21 protein-coding genes and 1 pseudogene are annotated in these 25,204 nt (G+C 66.5%); 8 read left to right on the top strand and 14 right to left on the bottom strand.

What is annotated here, in order from left to right:
• Window positions 1–36 precede the first annotated feature (36 nt).
• From larA to AB0F43_RS21145, 3 genes are all read left to right on the top strand, one after another.
• Window positions 37–1,311 (top strand): nickel-dependent lactate racemase, encoded by a 1,275-nt coding sequence (gene larA, locus AB0F43_RS21155; RefSeq protein ID WP_360479169.1) that lies wholly within the window; start codon window positions 37–39, stop codon window positions 1,309–1,311.
• Window positions 1,312–1,467: 156 nt separating this feature from the next.
• Entirely contained in the window at window positions 1,468–1,659 is a 192-nt protein-coding gene (locus tag AB0F43_RS21150; protein WP_360479166.1) for a hypothetical protein, read from the top strand.
• A gap of 6 nt (window positions 1,660–1,665) precedes the next feature.
• Entirely contained in the window at window positions 1,666–3,684 is a 2,019-nt protein-coding gene (locus AB0F43_RS21145; RefSeq protein ID WP_360479163.1) for a glycoside hydrolase family 36 protein, read from the top strand.
• Window positions 3,685–3,892: 208 nt separating this feature from the next.
• Here the strand turns inward: AB0F43_RS21145 and AB0F43_RS21140 are convergent, their stop codons facing one another.
• Window positions 3,893–4,156 carry a hypothetical protein gene (locus AB0F43_RS21140; RefSeq protein ID WP_360479160.1) on the bottom strand — a complete coding sequence of 88 codons (264 nt, stop codon included), beginning with the start codon at window positions 4,154–4,156 and terminating at the stop codon, window positions 3,893–3,895.
• A 161-nt stretch (window positions 4,157–4,317) separates the two neighbouring features.
• On the opposite strand from AB0F43_RS21140, the gene AB0F43_RS21135 reads away from it, so the two are divergent.
• On the top strand, window positions 4,318–4,791 hold the full coding sequence (locus AB0F43_RS21135) for a MarR family transcriptional regulator (protein WP_360479157.1): 474 nt from the start codon (window positions 4,318–4,320) through the stop codon (window positions 4,789–4,791).
• Between the two features lie 162 nt (window positions 4,792–4,953).
• A complete protein-coding gene (locus AB0F43_RS21130; RefSeq protein WP_360479154.1) occupies window positions 4,954–5,979 on the top strand; it encodes a LacI family DNA-binding transcriptional regulator in 1,026 nt (341 codons plus the stop codon).
• On the opposite strand, the gene AB0F43_RS21125 is transcribed toward AB0F43_RS21130, so the two are convergent.
• From AB0F43_RS21125 to AB0F43_RS21100, 6 genes are all read right to left on the bottom strand, one after another.
• Complete coding sequence (locus AB0F43_RS21125; RefSeq protein WP_360479151.1) at window positions 5,927–6,502, bottom strand: PsbP-related protein; 576 nt, start codon at window positions 6,500–6,502, stop codon at window positions 5,927–5,929. The genes AB0F43_RS21130 and AB0F43_RS21125 overlap by 53 nt on opposite strands.
• A gap of 52 nt (window positions 6,503–6,554) precedes the next feature.
• Window positions 6,555–7,592, bottom strand: a complete 1,038-nt coding sequence (locus AB0F43_RS21120) for an oligopeptide/dipeptide ABC transporter ATP-binding protein (protein ID WP_360479149.1) — start codon at window positions 7,590–7,592, stop codon at window positions 6,555–6,557.
• On the bottom strand, window positions 7,589–8,638 hold the full coding sequence (locus tag AB0F43_RS21115; RefSeq protein WP_360479146.1) for an ABC transporter ATP-binding protein: 1,050 nt from the start codon (window positions 8,636–8,638) through the stop codon (window positions 7,589–7,591). Before AB0F43_RS21115 ends, AB0F43_RS21120 begins: the two co-directional genes overlap by 4 nt.
• A 110-nt stretch (window positions 8,639–8,748) precedes the next feature.
• Complete coding sequence (locus tag AB0F43_RS21110; protein WP_360479143.1) at window positions 8,749–9,828, bottom strand: ABC transporter permease; 1,080 nt, start codon at window positions 9,826–9,828, stop codon at window positions 8,749–8,751.
• Between the two features lie 53 nt (window positions 9,829–9,881).
• On the bottom strand, window positions 9,882–10,868 hold the full coding sequence (locus AB0F43_RS21105; protein ID WP_360479140.1) for an ABC transporter permease: 987 nt from the start codon (window positions 10,866–10,868) through the stop codon (window positions 9,882–9,884).
• Window positions 10,869–10,914: 46 nt separating this feature from the next.
• Entirely contained in the window at window positions 10,915–13,035 is a 2,121-nt protein-coding gene (locus AB0F43_RS21100; protein ID WP_360479137.1) for an ABC transporter substrate-binding protein, read from the bottom strand.
• Window positions 13,036–13,620: 585 nt separating this feature from the next.
• Here AB0F43_RS21100 and AB0F43_RS21095 point away from each other — a divergent pair.
• From AB0F43_RS21095 to AB0F43_RS21085, 3 genes are all read left to right on the top strand, one after another.
• The gene (locus AB0F43_RS21095) at window positions 13,621–14,439 is read left to right on the top strand and encodes a rhamnogalacturonan acetylesterase (protein WP_360479135.1); all 819 of its coding nucleotides are present in this window, start codon (window positions 13,621–13,623) and stop codon (window positions 14,437–14,439) included.
• Entirely contained in the window at window positions 14,436–16,946 is a 2,511-nt protein-coding gene (locus AB0F43_RS21090) for a DNRLRE domain-containing protein (protein ID WP_360479132.1), read from the top strand. Before AB0F43_RS21095 ends, AB0F43_RS21090 begins: the two co-directional genes overlap by 4 nt.
• Window positions 16,947–17,029: 83 nt before the next feature.
• On the top strand, window positions 17,030–17,950 hold the full coding sequence (locus tag AB0F43_RS21085) for a MerR family transcriptional regulator (RefSeq protein WP_360480485.1): 921 nt from the start codon (window positions 17,030–17,032) through the stop codon (window positions 17,948–17,950).
• 50 nt (window positions 17,951–18,000) lie between these two features.
• Here AB0F43_RS21085 and AB0F43_RS21080 read toward each other — a convergent pair whose 3' ends face one another.
• From AB0F43_RS21080 to gvpJ, 7 genes and pseudogenes are all read right to left on the bottom strand, one after another.
• On the bottom strand, window positions 18,001–18,792 hold the full coding sequence (locus tag AB0F43_RS21080; protein ID WP_360479129.1) for an anti-sigma factor: 792 nt from the start codon (window positions 18,790–18,792) through the stop codon (window positions 18,001–18,003).
• On the bottom strand, window positions 18,773–19,351 hold the full coding sequence (locus tag AB0F43_RS21075; protein WP_360479126.1) for a sigma-70 family RNA polymerase sigma factor: 579 nt from the start codon (window positions 19,349–19,351) through the stop codon (window positions 18,773–18,775). The genes AB0F43_RS21080 and AB0F43_RS21075 overlap by 20 nt, the downstream gene beginning before the upstream one ends.
• Before the next feature lie 122 nt (window positions 19,352–19,473).
• Window positions 19,474–20,151, bottom strand: a complete 678-nt coding sequence (locus AB0F43_RS21070) for a class F sortase (RefSeq protein WP_360479123.1) — start codon at window positions 20,149–20,151, stop codon at window positions 19,474–19,476.
• Complete coding sequence (locus tag AB0F43_RS21065; RefSeq protein WP_360479120.1) at window positions 20,148–20,987, bottom strand: DUF4397 domain-containing protein; 840 nt, start codon at window positions 20,985–20,987, stop codon at window positions 20,148–20,150. The genes AB0F43_RS21070 and AB0F43_RS21065 overlap by 4 nt, the downstream gene beginning before the upstream one ends.
• Window positions 20,988–21,242: 255 nt before the next feature.
• Window positions 21,243–22,775 carry an SDR family oxidoreductase gene (locus tag AB0F43_RS21060; protein WP_360479117.1) on the bottom strand — a complete coding sequence of 511 codons (1,533 nt, stop codon included), beginning with the start codon at window positions 22,773–22,775 and terminating at the stop codon, window positions 21,243–21,245.
• 142 nt (window positions 22,776–22,917) lie between these two features.
• The gene (locus AB0F43_RS21055; RefSeq protein ID WP_360479114.1) at window positions 22,918–24,510 is read right to left on the bottom strand and encodes a DHA2 family efflux MFS transporter permease subunit; all 1,593 of its coding nucleotides are present in this window, start codon (window positions 24,508–24,510) and stop codon (window positions 22,918–22,920) included.
• Window positions 24,511–24,869: 359 nt separating this feature from the next.
• Window positions 24,870–25,016 (bottom strand): annotated as a pseudogene (gene gvpJ / locus AB0F43_RS21050) (gas vesicle protein GvpJ); the annotation flags it as partial.
• Window positions 25,017–25,204: the final 188 nt, after the last annotated feature.

Below are 25,204 nucleotides of genomic sequence, written 5' to 3'. Positions count from 1 at the left end.
CGGCCGTAGGCATCGCTGGGTGGAGGGGATTCAGGCGTGAAGGTCCGTCTGGCCTACGGTGAGAGCGGGATCGACATCGATGTCGATCCCGCGCGGACAACGGTGGTCGAGCCGGTCCACCAGCCCGCGGCTCCGGATCCACACGAGCTCTTGAGACGGGCCCTGCGCGCTCCACTGGCAGGACCGCCGCTACGCGACCAAGTCCGCCGCGGACAGACAGTGGCCATCTCGGCATGCGACGGCACACGACCGCAGCCCCGGCACCTGATGATCCCCGCGATCCTTTCCGAACTCGACGGTCTGATCGACCTCGACGACGTGGTCGTCCTGGTGGCCACCGGCACGCACCGCGCCAACAGCGACGGGGAACTGCGGCAGATGTTCGGCGACGAGGTCGTGGATTCCGTGCGGATCGTCAATCACGATGCTCGCGATCGGGGCCAGCTGTCGTGGTGCGGTACACACGGTGACGGCGTACCGGTGTGGCTCAACAGCGCGTGGGTGGAGGCCGACGTGCGGATCACCACCGGGTTCGTCGAGCCGCACTTCTTCGCCGGGTTCTCGGGTGGTCCGAAGCTCGTCGCACCCGGCCTGGCCGGTCTGGAAACCGTTCTTGTCCTGCACGATGCCAAGCGGATCGGCGACCCGAGGGCGACCTGGGGCGTGATCCAGGGCAATCCTGTTCACGACGACGTGCGGGCGATCGCGGAGGCGACGGGTGTCTCTTTCGCCCTGGACGTAGTGCTCAATCGGGACAAAGACATCGTCGCGGTCTTCGGGGGTGACTTGCTGGCGATGCACGCCGCAGCCTGCGCCGAAGCCCGGCGAGTCGCGATGCAACCGGTGCCGGCGCCGTTCGACGTGGTGGTCACGACGAACTCGGGATATCCACTCGATCAGAACCTGTATCAAGCGGTGAAAGGCATGTCCGCAGCGCATCAGATCGTTCGCCCAGGCGGCACGATCGTCTGTGCGGCGGAGTGCCGCGACGGTTTTCCCGATCATGGGGCCTATCGTTCGATCCTGGAGTCGGCCGAGTCGCCAGAGGCGCTGCTGGCTCAGCTTGGACGGACGGCCGAAACGTCACCGGATCAGTGGCAGGCACAGATCCAGGCGCGTATTCAGTCGACCAGCCGAGTCGTGATGCACACGGGCTTCCTGACCGACGGGGATTTGGCCGCCGCACATTTGGAGCAGACCGCGGACATCTCTGCGGCGGTTGCCGACTCGCTCGCGGCGCTCGGTCCGGACGCACACCTGTGCATTCTCCCCGAAGGGCCGCAGACCATCCCCTACGTCGCCGGCCAGTGAACCGACCGTCGAACCGCCTGACTGCCCGGCAAAAGATCGTCTACCGTCAGGGCGGCCGGAGCAGGGCTCACCGGGGTGGTACTCAACTCGACCCAAGCCCCGCGTCGCACTCGGCAAGGGCGGGATCCTCGAGCTCGACCCATACGGCAACGCACGATGCGGGACCGGCTTCGCCGATCCATCGCCGAGCCCGGCGCCGACGAGACCGCGCACCGCGAACACCTCCCCATCGTCGCCCACCCTCACCAATCACGACCCCATCCCGCACGGACCCGGATGGCCGCGCACCTGTTCACCGTCGAGGACTACCTCCTCGAACACCGCACGCCAAGCCCTACGACGAGCTGAGGACTTATGACCAACCTGCTGCGCTGGACCACGCCTGACCTCGCCCTGACCTTCGTCCTCGACGACGGTCCCGTCCGACTGATCGCTGTCCGCGAGGCCTCACAGCCGAGGGGTGGCGAGCCTGATCCGAGCCAGCCCTTGGTGGAGGTCGAAGCCGTGGGGCACGGTCATTCCAGCAATCGTCAGGCTGGCACCGCCCTCGGGCGGCAGTTGCGGTACGCCCGGCACGACGAGACCGAGACCACGCTGCGCATCGTCCAGGAGGAGCCGACCACGGGTCTCCGCGTCATCAGCGTCTTCGAAGCGGGAGCCGGCGTACGCGCCTGGACCGAAGCCTCGATGGTCGGGCCGGGCTCTCTGGAACTCACCTTCCTGTCGTCCCTCGTGGTCGGCCTCGCGTCGATCGACGCCGAGCTGTACTCCGCCGCCAACAGCTGGATGGCGGAGAACCGTTGGTCGAAGCGCATACTCCGGGACGTGTTGGCCGACATCGTCCGCGACCCGCACCACCACGTCGCCAACAGCCGGGACGCGGTGACCAGTACGAACTCGTGGTCCACGGGAGAAACGCTGCCCGTGGGCGTTCTGGTCGACCTGAGTACGCCGTACGCCCTGGGCTGGCAGATCGAGCACAACGGCCCGTGGCACTACGAGCTCGGTGAGACCGGACGCGGCGGCTACCTGCTGCTGAGCGGACCGACCGACCATGAGCACCAGTGGAGCGTCGAGGTCACCGCCGACAAGCCGTTCACGACGGTGCCGGTGTCGCTCGTCGCGGGAACCGACGTCGACAGCGTGTTCGCGGCGCTCACGCGTCAGCGCCGCGCGATCCGGAACCGGCGCCCGATCGACGACCGGATGCCGGTCGTCTTCAACGACTACATGAACACGTTGAGGGGGGACCCGACGACCGAGAAGCTGCTGCCGCTGATCGACGCCGCGGCCGAGGTCGGTGCGGACTACTTCTGCATCGACGCCGGCTGGTACGCCGAGGGCGACTGGTGGAACACCGTCGGCGCCTGGGAACCGTCGACGACGCGGTTCCCGAACGGTCTCGGTGAGGTGATCGACCGGATCCACAAGCGCGGCATGGTCCCGGGGTTGTGGCTCGAGCCGGAGGTGATCGGCGTCAACGCACCGATCGCCGGCGAGTTGCCCGACGACGCGTTCCTCACCCGCCACGGCAAGCGGGTCGCCGAGAACGATCGCTACCTGCTCGACCTGCGCAGCCCGGCCGCCCGCAAGCACCTCGACACCACCGTCGACCGGCTGATCGACGAGTTCGGCATCGGTTTCTTCAAGTTCGACAACAACACCATGACCGGCCCCGGCACCGACAAGGACGGGACTTCTCTGGGGCATGGCCTTCTGGAGCACAACCGCGCACTGCTGAGCTGGCTGGACGCTATCCAGGAGCGCCATCCGGATCTGCTGATCGAGAACTGCGCCTCCGGCGCGATGCGGATGGACTACGCCATGCTGTCCCGCCTCCACCTGCAGTCGACCTCGGACCAGGAACATCCGTTGCTCTATGCACCGATCTCCGCGGCCGCGCCTGCCGCCGTACTCCCGGAGCAGGCCGGTAACTGGGCCTACCCGATCACCGGCACCACCCGCGAGGAGTTCACCTTCGCACTCGTCAACGGCATCCCCGGCCGCCTCTACCTCTCGGGTCACCTCAACCGCATGACGCCGGACGAGCTGGACCTCATCCGATCCGCGCTGACCGCCCATCGCGCCGTACTCGATGATCTGCACACGCTCGTCCCCGCCTGGCCGCTGGGTCTACCGAAGTGGACCGACGATTGGATTGCCCTCGCACTCAACGGTCCTGACGTGTCCTACCTGACCCTCTGGCACCGCGCCCCCGGCCCGTCCACCATCACTCTCCCGATCCCGCGCTCGAAGATCGCGCCACACTTCCCCACCGACCTCGGCGACTGGACCTACGCCTGGAACGACGACGCTCTGGTCATCACCGCCAACACCCCCGAACCCGCAGCCCGCGTCCTCCGCCTGGAATGACCCCTCGTCCAGCGGCCCATGTCTGACGGTTCGGGCCCCGTCGCGCTCGAGGAGCCCCAAGATCGCAGGTTCCGACCGTCATACCTGTGGATCGAGGACATCGAGATGGCTTGGCAGCTCGCCCGTACGGCGTGGGGCCGTTGCTACGCGGCAGAAGCGGGTCAGGCATTGGCCCGCTGGTACCGGTCGCTGGTCACGCTCGGCGAGGTCAGAAGATGAAGAATCCGGTGATGGCGGTTGGCAGGATGCCTGGAAGAAGCCAGGGTGAGAGCAAGCTGCGCCGGAAGATGGCGAGGATGCCGGCGACGGTGAGGATCCCGATGACGCCGGACATGACCCACAGGCCGACGCCCTTGCCGAAGTCGTCGGCCGCGACACCGATGCTGTAGACCGCCAGCGTGACTGCCGGGGTGCTGCCGATGTGAAAGAGGATGGCAGAGACGACCCAGCGCTGGACGGTCTCGATGTGCATCGGACGGGGAGTCCTCCGGCGTCGGATCACGCGTCGCTCCTTGAGCCGTGCTTGTCCTGGAGCCGGTTCCCGTCGATCGGGGTACTGCACCTGCGCCATCGTTCCTCCACTGTAATTAGTGCCCTAATCATTAGGGTACAGAAGATTGGTACACTAACCACATGGCGGAGACGAAGATCACGCAGGTCGACAACCCATTGGCGCTCGAGCATCAGGTCTGCTTCGCTCTGGCGGTTGCCGCGCGAAGCGTGATTGGTCTGTACCGCCCGGTTCTGGAGCCGCTGGGGCTGACGCACCCGCAGTACCTGGTGATGCTGGCGCTCTGGGAGTTCGAGCCGGTCTCGGTCAAGGATCTGTCCGGGATGCTTCAGCTCGAGCCGGCGACGCTGTCACCGTTGCTCAAGCGACTCGAAGCCGCCGGACTGCTGCGCCGGGATCGCTCGGCGACGGACGAGCGTTCCCTTGCCGTCGCCCTTACCGACAAAGGCCGCGCGCTTCGTAACGAGGCACTCAATGTCCCCCCGGCCATCGTCGAGCGTCTCGGCATGGACGTCGACGAACTGATGGACCTTCATGCTCGCCTGACCAGGGTTATCGCCGCTGCCAAGGAAAGCGGCATAACCGGTACGCGATAAGCGGTCATGAGCAGATCGTCATCCAACAGCTGACAATTGCTTGAGCCGGTTTTCCTTGGTGGTGGCATATAGTGAACGTTCACCTTTACCTTTCGCGGAAGACCGTAGTGAACTCTTGTCCCGCAGGACAGTAGGGCGCGTTCAGCACGAAGGGGTCCATCCATGCCCGAAAACTCCGCACCGACCAGGCGGCCCACCATCAAAGAGGTGGCAAGCCTGGCCGGCGTCTCACATCAGACCGTCTCGCGCTACCTGAAGTCCCGTCAGGGCCTGCTCCCGGCCACGCTCGAGCGCATCGACGGTGCCGTCGAGGAACTCGGGTACCGCCCCAACCTCATGGCCCGCTCCATGCGTACCCGGCGTACCGGGCGGCTCGCCGTTGTGATGCCCGTCACCACCTTCAACCACGCACGCCTGCTCTCGGGTGCGCTCGCCGCTGCCCACGAGGCGGGACACGTGGTCGAGATCGTCAGCGTCGACGGCTCCACCGCGACCAGGACTGAGCGCGTCCTCGAACTTGCCCAGTCCGGACAGGTGGACGGGGTGCTGTCGCTGACGCCCATGGCGGCCAGCATCGAGCACCGCTTGCCGAAGGGAGCGGCCGTAGTCGTTTCCCCCGAGTTCGACGACGCCATGCGCAGCGTCGGTGACCTCACCGACCCTTCACCTGTCATCGAGCTGATGGAACGCCTCGCCGACCTCGGTCACCGGCGGTTCCTGCACGTCGCCGGTGATCAGGACTTCGCGTCGGCTCGGGCGCGCAAGGTCACCTACCTGGAAACGATCGAGCGGCTCGGACTCGAGTCGGTCGGGGTGGCGCCGGGCGACTGGTCGGGTGAGTCGGGGGTTGAAGCCGTCCGGCGGCTGGACTCCCACCGGCTGCCCACTGCGGTGATCGCCGCCAACGACGTGGTCGCCTCCGGTGTGGTTCGTGGTGCGCGCGAACGCGGCCTGGACGTGCCCGGCGACCTGAGCGTTACCGGGTGGGACGACAACGAGCTGTGCCGGTTCCTGCCTCCGTCACTCACGACAGTCCGCGTCAACCTGGAAGGAGTCGGCCGCAACGCGGTGCTCCGGCTGATCAAGGCGGTCGGTGGGCCCGAGCTCGAACCATGGAGCGGCTCGGTGGCGCAGGTCATCTGGCGCGAGTCGACGGCTCCCCCGCCACGGGATCGCGCGGCGGGGTAGCGTCGGTACGGCGCAGCTCCGGATCTGCGCCGTACCAGATCTCCTCGGCGAGCTGGAGCGTTGCCCAGCAGTAGTTACCCATCGGAAGCCAGTGTGCGTACGCCCGCGGCGTCGCGCCTTGATACACGAAGACCATCTGGTTCCGGCCCGCGTACAGTGCCCGGATGCAGCGCTTCCGTAGGTGTTTTCCCTCGCGGAAGGTGACGATGCGCTCCAGCTGCACAGCCCCGCCCACGGTGTCCTCGCGCGCCGTGAGAACGTCCCGCTCCGGCAGTGTGGCCAGGCCGGCATCGAAGCCGTCGCGCAGTTCGGGCAGGTCGTCGACGGTCACGTCGGTCTGGAGCGTGCTCACCCAAATGGCGACATAGGTGTCCTGGTCGTTCGCATCAGGCCTGAGCATCACCCCTTCGCGGTCATCCTCGAGGTTGTCGGCGTACCAGTCCCAGGGGTAGCGGAACGAGAACCGGCCGTGCGGGTCCCGGAACCGGGTGATGCCGGTGAACTGCGGTACATCGTCGGTCATGGCACTCCTGTCGTACGCCCGGTGACGCGTGGCCGGGAGAACTGGCTGAGCTCTATGAGATGGCCTGCGCGGGTGGGACGGCCGTGACGGCGCCCGCGAGCGGCAGATCGCCGGCGAAGTGGCAGGCCGAGAGGTGGCCGTCGCCGACCTGACGTACCGGCGGGGTCTCCTCGGCGCAGACCGGCTGCGCGTAGGGGCAGCGGGGGTGAAAGAAGCAGCCGCTGGGCGGGTTCGCCGGGCTCGGCACGTCGCCGATGAGCAGCTTCGGACGGGTTCGCATCCGCGGGTCAGGCTGCGGTACTGCTGCCAGCAGCGCCTCGGTGTACGGGTGCTTCGGCGTGGTGTAGAGCTGCTCGACCGGTCCGCTCTCGGCAACCCGTCCCACGTACATCACCACCACTCGGTCGGCGATGTGCTCGACGGCTGCCAGGTCGTGGCTGATGAAGAGGTAGGCCAGGCCCAGCCGACGCTGCAGCTCCTCGAGCAGGTTGAGGATCTGCGCCTGTACCGACACATCCAGGGCGGAAACCGCCTCGTCGCACACGATCAGATCAGGGTTGAGGGCGATCGCCCGCGCGATGCCGATGCGCTGGCGCTGGCCACCGGAGAAGGCATGTGGGTAGCGGTTCGCGTGGTCGGGCCGCAGGCCGACCAGGGTGAGCAGTTCCGCGACGCGGTCCTTCAGCGCACGCCCGGTTGCTGCCTTGTTGATGACGAGCGGTTCCTCGATGATGCGCCCGACGGTCATTCGGGAGTCCAGGGAGGCGAACGGATCCTGGAACATCATCTGGAGGTGGGGGCGGACGGCGCGCAGCGTGCGGGCGTCGGCGGACTCCAGGTGGACGGGGCCGCGTTCTGGGTGGTGGAAGACGACCTCGCCGGCGGTCGGCTCTTCCAGCCGGAGGATCGTGCGCCCGGTCGTCGACTTGCCGCAGCCGGACTCGCCGACCAGGGCGACGGTCTCGCCCCGGCCGATCGTCAGATCGACCCCGTCCACTGCCTTGATCTCTCCGGTACGTCGGCGCAGAAAGCCGCCGCGGACGGGGAAGTGTTTGCGCAGGCCGGTCACGTCGAGCAGTGGTGTGTTCACGCGCCCTCCCCGGGCTCGGTTCGGCTGGCCTCGTCATCGCCCTGGTAGAGGTGGCAGTGCACGGTGTGTCCCGGTCCCACAGTGCTCAGGACCGGGACAGCGGTGTCGCAGCGGCCCGCGATCGCTTCCGGGCACCGGGGGTGAAACGGGCAACCGGCGACCACGGTGTGCGGATCGGGCACCGAGCCCTCGATCACCTCCAGTGGCGCCTTGCGGTTGGCGCCGATGCGGGGTATCGAGCGGAGCAGCGCCCGGGTGTAGGGGTGCTTGGGGTCGTGGAAGAGGTCATCGACGCTGCCGCGCTCCACGATTCGGCCCAGATACATCACGATCACCTCGTCGCAGAGCTGGGCGACCACGCCCATGCTGTGGGTGATGAACATGATCGACATGCCGGTCCGGTCGCGCACGTTCCGGATCAGTTCGAGAATCTGTGCCTCGGTGGTGACGTCCAGCGCGGTGGTGGGCTCGTCGGCGATGAGCATCGTCGGGTTGCAGGAGAGCGCCATGGCGATCATGGCCCGCTGCCGCATGCCGCCGGAGAGTTGGTGGGGATAGGACGCGGCGACCGCCTCCGGGTGCGGCATGCCCACCTGGCGCAGCATTTCCACCGCGCGTTCGTGCGCCTTTTCGCGGTCCCGCGTCTGATGGATGAGGACGGCTTCGGCGATCTGGGCGCCGATGGTGTACACCGGGTTGAGCGAACTCATCGGCTCCTGGAAAATCATCGCGACTTCCCTGCCGCGCAGCTTGCGCATCCGCGAACTGTCCGGGTCGAGCGCGGTGATCTCGGTCGTCCCGCCTGCACCGCGCAGCGTGATGCTGCCGGCGGTGATGCGCCCCGGCTTGTCGACGATCTGCAGGATCGCTCGGGCCGTCACACTCTTGCCGCAGCCGGACTCGCCGACGATCCCGAGTACCTTGCCCCGCGGGACGTCGAACGTCACACCGTTCAGTGCGCGTACCACGCCCAACTGGGTGGGGAATTCCACCTCCAGGTCGCGGATGGACAGCACCGGGTCTCCGGCGCCGTGCGGCACCTCCACCGGGGCAGCAGCGGGTGTTCCTTCCTCTGTCGCGTATGACTGACTCATCGTGCGGTTCTCCGGCTCGGTCGGGGTCGATCGGGTCCTGTCACGCGGGTTGCCACGGCGCCTCACCCGTAGGGGTCGACGGCGTCGCGCAGGCCGTCCCCGATCAACTGAAAGCAGGTGACCGCGAGCACAACCAAGGCCGCGGGGATCAGCAGCCACGGGTACTGCTGCACAGTCGAGACGCTCTGCGCGTCCGAGAGCAGGACCCCCCAGCTCACGGCGGGCGGCAGCATGCCGACGCCGAGGAATGACAGCGACGTCTCGGCGATGATGGTGGCCGGTACCGCCAGCATCGCCGTGGCGACGATGTGGCTGGAAGCGTTCGGTATCAGGTGCCTGAAGACGATGCGGCCGCTGGATGAGCCGGCGATTCGGGCGGCGGCGACGTAGTCGCTGGCGGCGTACGACATCACCTTGCCGCGGATCTGCCGCGCGAGGCCTGCCCAGCCGACCAGCGACAGGATCAGAGTGATCAGGAAGTACCGGCTGGTGACGGACATGTCCTGGGGCAGGATCGCTGCCAGCGCCAGCCAGAGCGGCAGCGTGGGCAGCGACATCAACAGTTCGATGAACCGCTGCAGCACCGTGTCGACGGCTCCCCGGAAGTAGCCCGATACCGTCCCGATCGTGGCGCCGAGAAAGGTGCCGATGGCAACGCCGAGCAGACCGATGGTGAGCGATACGCGCGCGCCTTGCATGGAACGGGCGAACACATCCCGGCCTGCGCTGTCGGCGCCCCAGAGCAGCAGTGTGTGCGGTTGGTCCACCGTCACCAGGTGCCGGTCCGTCGGGATCAGTCCGAACAGCTTGTACTCGTGCCCCTTGCCGAAGAGCTGTAGTGGTATGACTTTGCTGCAGTCGCTGCGGTACTCGTAGGTGAAGGTCTCGGTGTCGAGTTGTTGCTCGCGGCCACAGATCGCCGGTCCGCCGGACCAGGTGATGGACGTGGGGGATGCATTCTTCAGGTCGGCGTTCTGCCGGTTGTAGGGGTTGGGGGACAGGAAAGGGGCAAGGATCGCGCACAGGTAGAGCACCATGAGCACCACCGAACCGGCCACCGCGAGGCGGTTGCTGAGGAAGCGGCGCACCATGAGCCGCCACTGCGGCAGGGTGGCCGTCCCGTTGCCGGCCTCGCCGGCCACGGAGGCGGTCGTCGGCTCCGTCACGGGAGCTGGTGGCGTTGTCGTCATTCCGATCACTCTCCGAGCCGGATGCGGGGGTCGATCACGGTGAGCAGGAAGTCTGCGACGAAATTGCCGATCACCAGCAGCGCGGAGAGCATCAGCAAGATGGTGCCTGCGAGATACATGTCCTTGTTGAGCAGTGAGTTGACCAGCAGCGGCCCGATGGTCGGAAGATTGAGGACGATCGACACGATCGCCTCGCCGGAGATCAGCACAGGGAAGGTGGTGCCGAAGGTCATCACCAACGGGTGCAGCGAATTGCGCACCGCGTGCTTCCAGATCACCTTGCGCTCAGACACCCCCTTGGCCCGCGCGGTCTGCACGTACTGGTTGTTGAGAACGTCGAGCAGATTGGCGCGCACGACGCGGGTCAGCCAGGCGGTCGAGCCGGCTGCGATCACGACCAACGGGACCCAGAGGTGTTCGAGCAGATCGGTGAACTTGCCCCAGCTCCACGGGGCATTGTCGTACTGGCTGGAGAACAGCCCGCCGACGTCGGTGCCGAGGTACTTGACCGCGAGCGTCATGACCACGAGCGCGAACAGGAATTCCGGGATCGCGACGCCGATGAACTGGATCACCGTGATGACGCTGTCGGGCAGCGAGCGCCGGTGGGTAGCGGAGTAGACCCCGAGCGGGATCGACAAGCCCCACGCGATGAGCAATGCCCCGATGCTGAGCAGCAGCGTGAGTGCGAGTCGGCTCCAGATGAGGGAACTGACGGGTTCGTTGAGAGTGAAGGAGAATCCGAAGTCGCCGCGCCAGAAGCCGGATATCCACTTTCCGTACTGAGTGAACCAGGATTGGTCGACCCCGTACTGTTCCTTCAACGCGGCGATCTGCGCCTCGGTCACCTCGCCGCCCTGCGACTGCAGCTGGGAGATCTTCTGCGAAAGTGCACTGCCGGGTGGGGCGGCGATGATGGCGAAGCTGAGCATCGACACGACAGCGAGCGTCGCGATCATGTAGGCGGTGCGGCGGGCGACCATGATCAACATACGGTTCTCCCGGCGATTACCACCGGCCTGTCCGCGCCGGCTGCGCTCACGAGTGCTTCTCCGGGTTCGTCCAGTACCAGCACTCGGGGTCGTAAGTGGCCGGGGCGGGGATGTGCCAGGGGCCGGTGATGCCGCCGAGGGCGAGGTTCTTCGGACCGGGGACGTTGGCGAGGTCCCGGTTCTTGACGATCACTTCGGGGAAGTTGGCCGTGGAGCCCATGAAGAAGGGCCCGTCCTCGATGTGGATCTTGAACATCTGCCAGACCAGCTGGTTGCGCTTGACCGGATCCGCCTGAGTCTTGGCCTGCTTGTACAGCTCGGTGAGCTTCTGGACCGGATCGCCCGGCTCAGGCTCCATCCGCGGGGGATGCCGCTTGATGGGCGCGACGTTCAGCTCCTCCTTGTTCTTGCCGCTCGCGCTGTTGGCGTACCAGGCGGCCTCCAGTGGGGCCCAGTACTGGGTGTTCACCGGGACCAGCCAGTTCGGGACCACCATGATGGAGGTGCCGTTGGCATTGCCCCAGTTGGTGTGCGACATCAGCTGCCCTGCCGTCCACTGCTCGCCGAAGGCGGCAGGCGACATCGGGACGCGCTTCATGCGCAGCCCGATTTTCTGCATGTCGGCGACGAGCTGCTCGTCCTTGTCGGCCTCCGGCTTGGAGATGTCGGCGGAGTAGGGGATCTGGATCGTCAAGGGGGTGCCGTCGGCGAACTCGACGTAGCCGTCGCCGTTGGTGTCCTTCAGGCCGATTTCCGCCAGCAGAGCCTTGGCCTTCTCGGGGTCGGCGCCGAGGTAGGAGTCGCGCCACTGCTCGTACAGCTTCGGGCCGTCGGGCTTTGCGTGGAACTCGGCCGTGCCGGGCCCGATGGTCCCGGTGGTGAGCTCGCCCTGGTCGAAGTACAGGCTTTTGCGGGTGGCCTTGCGGTCCCAGCCGAGCGAGATGGCCTGGCGGAACCGCTTGTCGCGAATGAGCTTGCCGTACTTCTCGTCCTTGGCGATGTAGTCGTAGTTGAAGAAGAAGATCGAGCCGGTGCCGTCCCCGCTGTTCCACAGCAGGATCTCGTAGTGACCGCTGTCCTTGTTCCGAGACAGCGTGGAAACGTCGGCGAGGCTGATCCGATTGGGGAAGCCCTGGCAGTAGTCGACCGCACCCTGCTGGACCCTGAGCTTGAGCGCCTCGGCGTTGGTCTGCATCGAGAAGCTGATCTCGTCGATGTAGGGCAGCTGGTCGCCGTTGGTGTTGACGACCCAGTAGTACGGGTTGCGCTCGAGGACGATGCCGGTGTTGTTGTCGAAGGACTTGCACCGGTAGCCGGTGAGCGTCGGGCAGTCGGGGTTGCGTTTCCAGTCGGCCTTCTGCTCCCACAGACCGCCCGGCGTGCCCCAGTCCTTGGGGACCTTGGGGTTGTACTTGGGGTGATACTGCTTGAGATAGTGCTTCGGCAGCACCCAGGTCGGGCCGTTACTGCCCAGGCCTCCGTTGACATAGGTGGCCAGTTGCTCGGGGAAAAGCGGCTGTGGGGTGTCCCAGGTGAACTTCAGCGTCTGGCTGTCCACCTTGGTCATCTTCACCGCCGTACCCTTGCCGGAGATGTTCGATGGCGGCGGCGTCTGTCCGTTGAGGCCGGCCAGGACCAGGTCCTCCCACCAGAACAGGATGTCATCTACGGTGAAGGGCTGGCCGTCGGACCACTTGAGGCCCTCGCGGAAGTGGACGGTCCACTCGGACGCGTCGTCGTTGGGGCTCCACTTGTCAGCGAGACCGGGGCCGACGTCCAAGCCGTCGTTGAGGAAGCGCAGGGGCGAGTGGCCGTAGAAGAATTCGGCGATCGCGTTGGCGTTGGCAGCGCCTGTGGAGCCGAAGGCGAGCATCTTCAGCTTCCCTCCGTACTTCCCCTCGCCCGTCCAGCGGTGCGGGATGACGTAGGGGTTCACCGGGATGCGCTGCTCGACAGGCGGCAGACCCTTGCCCTTCAGCGTGGGCGATTCCTGGATCTTCGCCGGCCGCTTCAGCGCCTCGGTCACGTCGCCCTTCTGGTCCGAACCCCCGTCCGAGGACGTCGTGTCTGGCTTGTCAGAGCGATCGTTGGTGCACGCGGCGAGCATCACGCCGCCCGCGGCGACCGCGGCGGTGCGGAGTAGATGACGTCGGCTGATCTGGCTCATGGTCCAACTCCCTGGACTTGGAGGCGTCGGGGCGAGGAGAAGTAACGGCAGCAGGGGCGTGCCGGTGCGGTTCCGTTTGCGGAGGAGGAAGCGGACCGCCAACCGCTGGGGCGATGCGGCTTGGTTGAGGGTAGTGATCGTTCACCTTTGGGTCAACACGCTGAACGTGATCGATCACTTCGGATCTGCCGAGGTCGAAAAGTTGCGGCAACCAGTCGTTGACACGAAAGTGATCGATCACTAACTTGACCTCACAGACATCTGGAAAGCGCCTTCCACAGGCGGTGAGGAGCGAGCGTGAACCGAACGCGCAGTCGGCCATGACCGCGATCGGCGATCTGTCGACCGTGCCAGGCAGACGGCCGGCTCCAGCGGACTTCCTGTCGCCCGACGACGGAACCGACGTGGGGGTTGCGGAATCGGACCGGTCGGGCGTGCGGCAGGTTGCCGAAGGCAACGACGTGCAACTCGACCGAGCGCTCGGTCAGAAGAACACCTCGTCTACCAGGCGATCGCCGGCACCGGCACGAGCCTCGGCGGCGACTGAATCACGATCGTCCCCGTCAATGAGCGGCAGGAGTCCTGATGAACCAACTCCCAAGCACTGTCCGCCGCCGTGCCGTTCTCACCGGTCTGGCCAGCGCTCCGCTCGCTGCCACCGCGGCGACCACCGCCGCAGCTGAGGCCGGCCCGACGCCGTCTCCGATCCCTCCCCGGACGATCTACATCGCCGGCGACTCGACGGCCGCGCCAAAGGTTCGCAACCTCGCACCCGAAACGGGCTGGGGGATGGCGCTGCCCTACTTCCTCGCCGACCGCATCACGGTGGCGAACCAGGCCCGCAATGGCCGGAGCTCGAAGAGTTTCGTCGACGAGGGGCGCTTGGAAGTGATCCTGGGCCGCCTGCGTCCTGGCGACGTACTCCTGGTCCAATTCGGCCACAACGACCAGAAGGCGTACGACGCCACGCGTTACACCGAACCTTGGACGACGTACCAGAGCTACCTCTCCCTGTACGTGGACGGAGCGCGGTCGAAAGGTGCCATCCCGGTCTTGGCGACCTCGGCGGAGCGGCGCCGCTTCAACGCAGTGAGCAATGCCTACACCACACTCGAGGAGTATCCGGACGGCATGCGCGCGCTGGCCGCGGCGATGGATGTTCCGCTGGTCGACGTCCACACCAGCACACTCGGGCTTTGGCAGAAGCTCGGCCCGGATGAAACAGCGAAGTACTTCCGACCCGACAACACGCACTTCACGCCACGGGGCGCCGCCGCTGTTGCCGAGATCGTCGCGATCGGCCTCCTCGACAAAGGGGTCGTCCACCGCGGCGACCTCCGGGCGTTGAATTCCGTGCCGCCCGACAGTTGGTTCACGTGGCTCGACAAGGATCCTGACGCATGATGATCAACCGGTACAGATCCTGGATCGCTGGCGTCGCAGTTGCGCTCACTGTCGGCGGACATGTGGTGATCCCCACTGCGGCCCCATCGGCGGCCGCTTCGGCGAGTCAGGACGGCAACCGTCCGGTCTCCCAGGTCGCGATCGGGAAGTATGAGCGTGAGGAGGCGCTCGAGGTCGACGGTGAGCCGTTCTTCTTCAACGGCGTACAACTGCGCGTGGACAAGAACCAGGCCGTCTTCGGGCCCGAGTACGCCTACAACAGCGAGAAGACGCGATCGCTGTACAAAGCGGCCGCCGATATGGGCTTCACGACGATCAACGTCCAGGTCCCGTGGTTGACCGTGCAGCCGGACAGGTCTGTGCCTGCCTCGGACGCCGCTTACGTCACCAAGGGCCATCCGGACGCGACCTACTCTGGTGGGAGCGTCAAGACGGGTTTCGATCCGGCGGACGACGACAGCCAGTCGCTGTCGCTCCTGAAATTCACGATCCCCCCGGACTACGACTTTGAACTGACTGCGTCCAAGGTGAGGCTCTACGTCGACAACCAGGGCAACCCCCACGGCGATGGCGCAGACCTGGCCCAGACCCACAACCTCAAGGTTTACGGCCTCGAGAACGACAGTTGGGACGACAATGACGTCACCTGGAACTCGCTCGGGGTGTCGGCGTACGACGGCCAGGACCTCGAACTCAGGGGCGTCGCACAGAAGCCCCTCGATGTCACTCATTCCTGGGATCCGATCAAGAAGGCCAACTTCTACGACTTCGATGTCACGGACTTCGTGAAGGCGCAGTACGACCACGATGGCGACCGGACGGTGAGCCTGCTGCTGCAGTCGGCGACGCCTGTCGGCGCCGGCTCGGACGTACCGATCTCGGTCGGCGGACTCCGGGGCGCTCGTCCACCCCAGCTTGTCCTGTCGAGCGCGGACGAGCGCAACTTCGACTGGAGTTACCTCGACGAAGCCATGCGGACGGCCTCGGACAACAACTTGAAGTTCGAGATCATGTGGTTCGGTGGCGATACGACGTCGAACTCCATGGACAACCGCGTGCCGTACTACGTCTTCCAAGGCGTGACCAAGACTCTCAGTACGCCGTCCTGTGCGAGCGAACCTCGGTTCAGGAGGCAGATGAGTGAACTCAAGCAGGCTCAGCTCAACCATTGCGACCCGAGTCACCCGGCCGGCGCCCCGCTGTTCAAGAAGAGGACGGCCGAGACCTCGCAGATGTACGGCGTCTACGACTACCTCCTGGACAAGGCAGACCCGAGGCTTGCCGAGTTCGAGTCCGCGGCGCTCGCCAAGGTGATGGACCACGTGACTGAATGGGACCAGACCGAGAACGGCGGAAAGCACACGACGGTCGGAGTTCAGGTCGCCAACGAGGCCATGACGCTCAGCATGGAGGGCGGTGGTTTCATCAACGGCACCCGGATGAACGTCAGCCAGAGCGATGTCGCGCTGAAGGCTTGGAAGGGGTTCGAGGGATTCACCACCGAGTCGACCGCGGACAACGGCGCGAACACCTTCAAGGAGTTCAACCGGCACGTCTTGTGGAACTACTACAACCAGCTCAGCAGGGCGGTGAAGAAGTCCGGCTATTCCGTCTGGACCCGCGCCAACGACGCACTCCGAGGCTATTCCGCGGTCGAGTACAACCAGTTGGTACGTCAAGCCGGGGGTACGTCGTACCTGGACTTCGTCGGCGTGGATCCCTACAACGCCAGCCGATCCAACCAGTACGCGTTCGGGCACTCGAAGGTCTGGAACGGCGTCGACTACTCGTACGGGCACAACCTGCCGATGATCATGGAGATCGGCGCCGAGGACGGGCAGTACGGGGTCTCCTACGGGCTCCTGTCCACGCTGTCCGGCGGCGGTTACTACAACATCTACGAACTCTGCGGCGCCGACGAGCACGGCATCTTCAACTCGCCGGAACCGTATCTGGGCGTGGGCGACTGCACGTACGACGGCCCGTTCTCGGACCGCAACGGCAACAACACGTCCGCAGCGAACCGACTGAAGATCGACTACCTGACTGGCGTCAACACGATGCTGAAGAGGATCGGGAGTGACGTCGCGACCAGGAGGCCGAACGGTCTCGCGGGCAGCAACCTCGTCTACTTGAACGAGCGCCAGGGGCCGGGCGCCGGGCGCGATGTAACGACGCGGCTCGGTTCGGTGGACGTGACCTTCCGGTCGCAGCCGTTGACGATCGGGTCGTTCAGGGCTGAGACAGCCGCCGTCGCCGTCGAACGCAGTGCCACCGAGTTCGCCTTCGCGAACGCCAGCGCTCAGCCGGCGACCTTCACGCTGTCCGACCTCGCCGGCAGCATCGCCTCAGCGGAGGTCGGCTCGTACGACAACCTCTCGACCGACGTCACCGAGAACGCGTGGAACAAGGAGGCCGACGCTGCGCTGGCTGCCAGCGGAGCGGACGCTGTCGTCACTGTTCCCCCGTTCGGGGTCGTCCGCGTCGTCACCGCGCCCCGGGGATGATCTGATCGACTCGAACTTGTGCATCATCGGTGCGCCGGTCCGGTCGCGCCCCTCCATCGGTGCGTACCCGACGCGCGGACGAAATGTGTCAGGCCTCGGTGTCTTGGAGGGAGTTTCGTGACATCGTGGGGAACATGGCCAGGCGTCCCGAGGCGATGCAGTACACCGTCAACGGGGAGGTGGTCTGGCCGGTCGGGCGCGTCGCGGAGATGCTCGGCATTCCGGCCGTCACGATCCGAAGCTGGGAGCGACGGTACGGCATCGGGCCCTCGCTGCGCAGCGGCGGTCAGCATCGCCGGTACTCCGCCGAGGACGTCGCTCGGCTGCGTCAGATGATCGCGCTGATCGCCGGCGGTATGTCGCCGGCGGATGCCGCGCGCCTCATTGCACCTTCGCGAACGGCGGCGTCCGAACCCGGCGCCTTGCTCGCCGCGGCGGAGTCGTACCAGGTGGCCGCGATGGCCGAGATGCTCGACAGCTCGATCGAGAGCCGCGGAATTCAACGCGTCTGGAACGAGGTGGTGGCCCCCGCCTTCCACCAACTCGAACAGAGGTTCGTGGATGCCGGCGATTGCATCGACCTGACGGTCCTGCTGGCCGGAGCAGTCGACGAGGCGGTCGAGCGATACATCGTGCGCCGAGGCCTGCAGCACCACGGGAGCCCTTGCCTGCTCGTGCCTTGCCCTGACGAACGACACACCTTGCCGCTGACCGTCTTACGCGCGGTCCTGCTCGAACGAGGCATTCCGGTGATCGCCCTCGACGCGGGAGGAAACGATGCCGCAATTCTGGCTGCAGCTGATCGAGCGCAACCTGCCGTGGTGGTGCTGTGGGCAACGATACGGCGCAGTGGCCAGACTGCGCTGAGACGACGCCTGGAGAGACTCGGACATCAGACCCTCGCGGCTGGTCCAGGTTGGCCACGACCCGATCGCGAGCTGAGTGATCTGGATGAGGCTGTCGCGCAAGTCATCGCAGTGTGCCGAGAGGCTCAGCGAGCCTGACGGCACTCAGCGGCGCACGGTCGGGTGGACGAGGAGGACAAGACCGGGGATCAGCCAGGCAACGTTCCCCGGACGACACTGTTGTGTGAGTGCTCAGGGTTGCCATCGTCCGGCTCCAGCGAGATGTCGACGATCCGATAGCCCTGACCGGTGATGGTCAACGGCACCTGGAACGTTCCGCCGGTGCTCGGGTCCAGGACGCCAAGCGACACCATGCGCTTGCCGTCCTCGTTGATGAGCCAGACCTCGTAGAAACCTGGTGTCCTCGTCAGTCCGCTCGTCGTGACCCGCAGCTGGCTGCCCGAAGTGCCTTGGACGAGATCGGCGTTACCGGCCCCGGACTTGCCGGCGAGCGGTTCGAGTCTGGCGACTGCCTCGGTCGCCGGTTGGTCCGGGTCGCTCGAGGTGACGAGGAGCGTGCCCAGGATTCCCGCGCCTGCTCCCAAGACCGCCGCTACGCTCGCGGCCATCGCCAACGGTCTGCGAATCGACCAATTGGCATGCCGCTGCTGGGACGGGAACGGACGTCCTGCCCGCCTGCCTGGATCTGAACCGGTGCTGCCGCGACTCCGATCCCGATGCTGTCCGGTCGGCAACACCGTCGGCGCTGTGTCCAGTGCACGCGTGTCGAAGCCAAGCTCCGTGCTGATGCGATCCCAGACGTCCGCCGGGGCCTCCTCCAACCGGGGCAGGGCGTCGAGCTGGCCGGCGATGGCCCGAAGTTCTGCAAGGCTTTCGCGGCACCGGGTGCAGAGCTGCAGGTGGTTCGCAGCGGCGTCATCGGGGACGTCGCCGTCGATGATCCAGTGGGCCAGCAATTCCTCATCGAGATGTGTCGTCACCTTTCACCTCCTCCAGTCTGTCCCGCAGGTGCATGAGACCGCGCCGGGCATGGCTTTTCACGGTCCCCAGCGGGAGCGCCAGTTGCTGCGCGATCGCTGGGTACGTCTGGTCTTCGTAGAAGGCCATCCGGAGGATGGTTCGGCGCGGGTCATCGAGCTTCGCCAGTTCGTCGGCGAGGAGCACCTTGTCGACGGTATCCTCGTCGACCCGCTCCGGCGACGTCTCGGTCTCCAGCAAGCCGGCAGCGGCTTGTGCATCGCGATGGTCGCGGCGGCGGGTCGCGAGCCGGTCGGCGATCCGGTGTTTGGTGATGCCCGTCAACCACGCCCCGAGCGGACCATGAGCGGGGTCGAAGGTCTGCCGCCCGCGCCAGGCCGAGACGAAGACCTGCTGGGTGACATCTTCGGCGTCGGCGCGATCCCCCAGGGCGCGGAGAGCGAGAGTGAAGATCAGGCTTGACCATTGGCGGTACGCGTCCGCGAGACTCTTCTCATGGCCGGCCGCGAAACCTTTCGCAATGTCGGCCGGCGACGGGAGACCGGCGTCGCTGCTGGTCACGGCAACAACTTTATCGGACTCGGCGATCGGACGGCTGCCAGCTTTTCCGGATCGCCGGGCGGCCGCATCGCTGCACCTGACGACGGCGTCACGGGCTGTGTCGGGACGGAGTCTCGGGGTCGTCATGCCGGCCGTGCTGTGACGACGAGGTTGTCCCGATAGCCGCCGCCGTTCCGGTCGTACGGCCCGCCGCAGGTGATGACGCGCAGCAGCCGAGCGCCGTCGCGATCGAAGACCTGGTCCAAGGCCGTGCTCGTCTTGGGAATGTTCTCAACCGTTTGAACCCGGTATCTCGTCACCGTGCTGTCGCTCAGCTGGACAGTCACAAGAGCATCGAGGCGGAGTTCGCGGAGGCGAACCAAGGGCCCGACGCCGTACTGCTTGCTGTCGACGTGACCGGCCAGGACGACCGCGCCGCGCAGATCTGTGGTGCTGGGCCCGAACCGGTACCAGCCGATCATGGCCGGGTCGGGTGGTAGTTCCATTTGCCCGTCCGAGGCAACTCCCACGGCGACGACCGGGATGTCGATCCCAACGGACGCGAGTTGCAGACGGACCGGCTGGGCAGCCTTCGTCAGCGCCGGCGGATCGGCGGGTTGAGTGCGTATGCCGCCTTCCCCCAATGTTGGAGAGGGAGCGGGCGGAACTGGTGGAGGGGAGACAGCCTCCGATGCGGTCTGCTCCGTCCGTTCGCCCCGGCCGCCGCTGGACGCACCGTCCGGCGCCGCGCAGCCGGCGAACAGGCCGGCGATGGGGAGTGCGGCCATCGCGAGGATGGCCGCACCGCGGGTGAGGATCACGACCGGATACGCGCCCGGCGCGTCGCCGTACCGAGGCCGATGACACCGAGCCCGGCGAGCGCCAGAACGCCTGTCAGCAATAGCGTGCCGGCCGACGGGTCCTGCTCGGCGGCCTGACCGCCGGTGCCGCCCGGCACGCCGGACGGGTTGCCGTGCAGGCCCGAGATCGTCTGGACGGCCAGCTTCAGGCTTTTGCCGGATGCGCTGCCCCAGGCGTAGACGATCGTGTTCGTGCCCTCCTTGAGGTTCACCTCGGCCGGGCCGAGGGCGATGGTGGACGTTCCGGCCAGAGCCACGTCGGCCTTCACCGTGCCGGCGGGCAGGTCGGCCTTGACCTCCTTCGGGTTCGTCAGGCCTTTGAACACCGGCGTGCCACCCGCGCGGATGTCGACGGAGGGGGCGGCCGCGTCGTGCCGGACGGTGAGCCGGGCCTGGCCCGCCGCGAGCTTCGACGTGTCGTTGACGTACGGCGTCAGAACGGGCCTGCCGGCCGCCGACAGGTGTGCCACGACTGTGATGTTGGCACCGGCTGGCACCTTGAGGTCGTTCGCCTGGATGACCGCTGCGCCGTTCGCGCCCGCACCGGCCGCGGTCACTCTGAGGTCGTATGCGCCTTCAGGCAGCTTGACCGGGTCGGTGAGCGTGCCAGGCTTGAAGTTGGTCAGCAGCGCCTTTCCGTTGGCGTAGACGTCGACCGTCGGACCGGGCACCGCGTGCAGCACGGACACGGTCGCGGTGGCCACTGGCTCGGCCTGGGCACTGGCCACGACGGTTGCAGGGGCGCCGGCGGCCAAGAGGCCGGTGGCGAGCAGGGCAGTGAATCGACGCACGGACATGGAACCCTCCTAAGGGATCGGATTGTTGTCCCTTCTTCGGTCGATGGCGGGGGTACGGATGCACTACCGGCAAAACTTGTGCAGAAATCATGCACGACGCATGCCTGGAACTCGCGCCAGTGCCCGCTGCAAGCTGGCTATTCCTGCCTGTCTAGGAGTACGCCTGGTCTCGGCCGCCTGCCTCAAACCTATGCACAATTGATGTACGGATCTCGATACAGGACAGGTGAGCGCACGTCGGGCTTCCGGTGTGGCTCAACGTCTGAAGAAGGAACGTCTGAGGTTGGCGCCGCAGAGATCCCGCCGGCGAGGAAGAACCTCGGAGAGTGCGGTGGCGGCGGACGTGATGTTGCGCTGCATGCCACCGAAAACCAGGCCGTGGAAGGGCTTGATCGCCCACCAGTACAGGTGGCCGGGCAGGCCGTGCGGATGAAACAGCGCACGTTGACGAAAGACTGTGTTGCCGGCGTCGTCGTGGTCGACGATGAGTTCGAGCCACGCCAGGCCGGGGAGTCGCATCTCGGCGCGGAGACGGAGGAGCCTGTGGTCTTGGATCTCTTCGACGCGCCACCAGTCGAGCGGATCGCCGACGGACAGATGTCGTGGGTTGCGCCGGCCTCGGCGCAGGCCTGGACCGCCGAGCAGCCGGTCCAGCAGGCCGCGGGCCCACCAACCGAGGCGCCAGGAATACCAGCCGTTGCCGCCGCCGATGCCCTCGACCACCCTCCACAGACGTTCGGGGCTCGCAGCTACGACGCTTTCGCGCTCGTCGACGTACAAGGAGCCGCCGGACCAGTCCGGGTCGCTCGGCAGTGGATCGCTCGGGGCGCCGGGCGTTGCTGCGGATGCCCAGGTGGTCGTCACGTCCAGGTCGCGGATCCGCTTGAGCGCGAGCTCCACCGCCCGATCGAAGCCGATCAGTCCCGGCTCTGGATCGGGGACGTACCTGGCGATGTCGTGCTCTTTGCACACGACCTCGTGGACCAGGCTGTCGACCAGTGGTCTGGCGATACTGCTCGGCACGGGGGTGACCAGACCTACCCAGTGGCTTGACAGCGACGGCGTGAGCAGCGGCAGCAGGAGGATGCGCCGTTGATTGAGGTGGGCGACCTTCGCGTAGCGCTGCATCATGTCGCGGTAGGTGAGGACGTCGGGCCCGCCGATGTCGAAGCCGCGGCTCACGCCGGTCGGTATCGACGCGCTGCCGACCAGATAGTGCAGGACGTCGCGTACGGCGATCGGCTGGATCCGGGTGCTGAGCCAGCGGGGGGTGACCATCACCGGCAGCCGGTCGGTCAGGTGCCGCAGCATCTCGAACGACGCCGACCCCGAACCGATGATCACGGCCGCGCGCAGCACGATGACCGGCACGCCGGACGCCAGGAGGATGTCGCCGACCTCGCGTCGGGAGTCCAGGTGCGGCGAGAGTTCCTCGTTGTCGGGGTAGAGGCCGCCGAGATAGACGATGCGCCGTACGCCGGCCTCCCGCGCAGCCGTCCCGAACGTCAACGCATGGTGCCGGTCGCGTGCCTCGAACCGCCGGCCGGAACCGAGAGAGTGGATCAGGTAGTAGGCGACGTCAACGCCGTTCATCGCCGCCCGCAGTCGCCGGGCGTCCCCGGCATCCGCCTCCACGACCTCGACCTCCTCGTACCAGGCCCGATCGCGGAGCCGGCGAGGGTTCCGAGCCACCGCGCGGACCCGGAAGCCGGCCTCGAGCAGTGCCGGTACAAGGCGGCCACCGATGTAGCCCGTGACTCCGGTGACGAGGGCAAGGCGCTGATCCATGTTCCCCAGTGCCCGGATCGCGCCGGCCGATGCGACGTGGCCGGATCTGGAAACGACGTGACAGAGCAGCAGTTGGAGCCGATGGTGGTGGTGCGGTCGATGACGGTGACGTCGACGTCAGCACGTCGCGGCGGTCAGTCGCCTACGCCGGTGGAACGCCGCGGTCGTCGAGGAGGTGCGTCTTCTCGCGTCTGCGGGGGAGCATCAGTGCCGGTACCAGGGTGAGGGCGACCAGCACCCAGGCGACCCAGTAGGTGGTCGCGAACGCCGTGGCGGCGTCGACCAGTCCGCGGGCGATGGCGGCGGGGTCGATGTCGAGCGGGGCAAGGCTCTCCGGGCGGGTGTTGGACAGGATGGCCGCCTGGGTCTCGCGGAGTCCTTCGCCCTGCCCGGGGACGCGCTGCGTACCGGGGACAATCGGTGAGTCGTTGAGCTGGTTGGTGAGGATGACCGACATCGTCGCCACCCCGCAGGAGGAGGCGATCTGCTGGGTGATGTTGAGCAAGGTCGAGCCACGCGCGACCTGGGGGCCGGAGAGCGTCCTCAGCGCCGAGGTGAACAACGGCATCATCGTGGCCCCCATCCCGAAACCCATCACGACAAGCATCGCGATCAGCAAGGGGTACGGGGTTGTCGAGGTGACCTGGGTCAGGCCGAACATGCCCACCACGATCAACCCGAGCCCGACGGGCACGATCCGGCCGACGGGTACTTTGTCGACCAGCCGCCCGGCGATCGGCATGGTCACCATGGCGCCGAGCCCCTGCGGCGCAACCAGGAGGCCCGCATTCAGCGTGGACTCACCGCGGATCTGCTGGAAGTAGGTCGGCACCAGCAGCAGCCCGCCGAAGAACGCGGCGGCGAACAGGAACATCGTGACAATCGAGACGGTCAGGTTGCGGTTGCGGAACAGCCGGAGGTCGAGCAGGGGGTGCTCCGGCCGGAAGGAGTGCCAGACGAAGGCCACCATGAGCAGCACCCCCACCAGCATCGAGACCCAGACCCTGGGTGCACCGAAGTCACCGTTCTCGGCCGGCAGGGACGAGACGCCGAAAAGGAACAAGGCGAGCCCGGGGGACATCAGCGCCACTCCGAGGAAGTCGAAGGACTCCGACGGCTCAGGGCTGTCCTTGGCCAGGGCGAACCAGGCATACACGATCGCGATCGCGCCGAGTGGCACGTTGATGAGGAAGATCCAGTGCCAGCTCGCCACCTGGATCAGCCAGCCGCCCAGGATCGGTCCCAGGATCGGGCCGAGCAGCATCGGCACCCCGAGGATGGCCATCAGCCGCCCCATCCGGTGCGGCCCCGCGGCCCGGGTCATGATGGTCATGCCGAGCGGCATCAGCATGCCGCCACCGAGCCCCTGCAGGACGCGGAAGCCGATGAGCATGTCGATGCTCGAGGCGGTGGCGCACAGGGCGGACCCGGCGGTGAAGAGGAAGATCGCGGTCATGTAGAGCCGCTTGGTGCCGAACCGATCCGCCGCCCATCCGGTCAGCGGGATCACGGTCGCGAGCGCGAGCGTGTACGCCGTGACCGTCCAGGCGACGTGGGAGTAGGCGACCGGGCTGTCGGTCGAGCCGAACTCGTCCTGGAAGACCGGGAGGGCGACGTTGACCACGGTGATGTCGAGGATCGACATGATGGCCCCCAACACGACGACGCCGGCGATCTTCAGGACGGCGGCATCGATGTGGTCGGGGTAGTCGGAGTGGGTGGCAGGCTGGCTCACGGTCGGTCCCCCTGGGCACGAATCACATATCTCCCGAGACTACGCCCGGCCCGTGCCCGGCACGAGCGCATTCTTCGGCCGCCTGCAGATGCCGCAATCTCGGACGAGGCACCATCGCCCGGTGTCGCTCCGACCGCTGGCAGCGACTGGAAGCTGGGTACAGCCATGACCACGTACTTACCGCACCGGCGTGGAGGTGGTTCTCAGTCCTCTTCCCGGCCGCTGTCGCTGCCGAACAGTAGTTCCTTGGCGCCGTACACAAGACCACGGCCAACGCCTGACGCACCGGCTTCCACGACCCCCTCCGCGATCTCTGGGATGTCCTTGCCGCCCTTCTCGTACAGGTCGAGACGATTGGTTGCCTCGGCGAAGCGCAGGTACGTGTCGACGCTCGCGATGACGATCCGGGCGTCGATCGTGAGGAGTTCGATACCCATGAGCGACACGCGCACATAGGCATCGATGACGAGGCCCTTGTCGAGAATGCTGTCGATGACGTCTGCCAGGCTGCTTGGCTCCGGCCGTTCGAGATAGCCTCCTGAACGGCGCGGGCCGCCGGCGGCAACGCTCATGAGTCTCCTCCCTTCCGATCGACCAGGATGCGCTCGGATCGGAGCCTGCTCGTGGAAGGTGATGTGCCGGTCTTCTCCTGAACATCAACGCGGTGCCCACGACGGCACCTAACAAACGAGGC

The organism is Kribbella sp. NPDC023972, from assembly GCF_040639075.1.
In the GTDB taxonomy this organism is placed as follows: Bacteria; Actinomycetota; Actinomycetes; order Propionibacteriales; family Kribbellaceae; genus Kribbella.
This window is presented reverse-complemented; position numbering and strand designations above follow the sequence as displayed.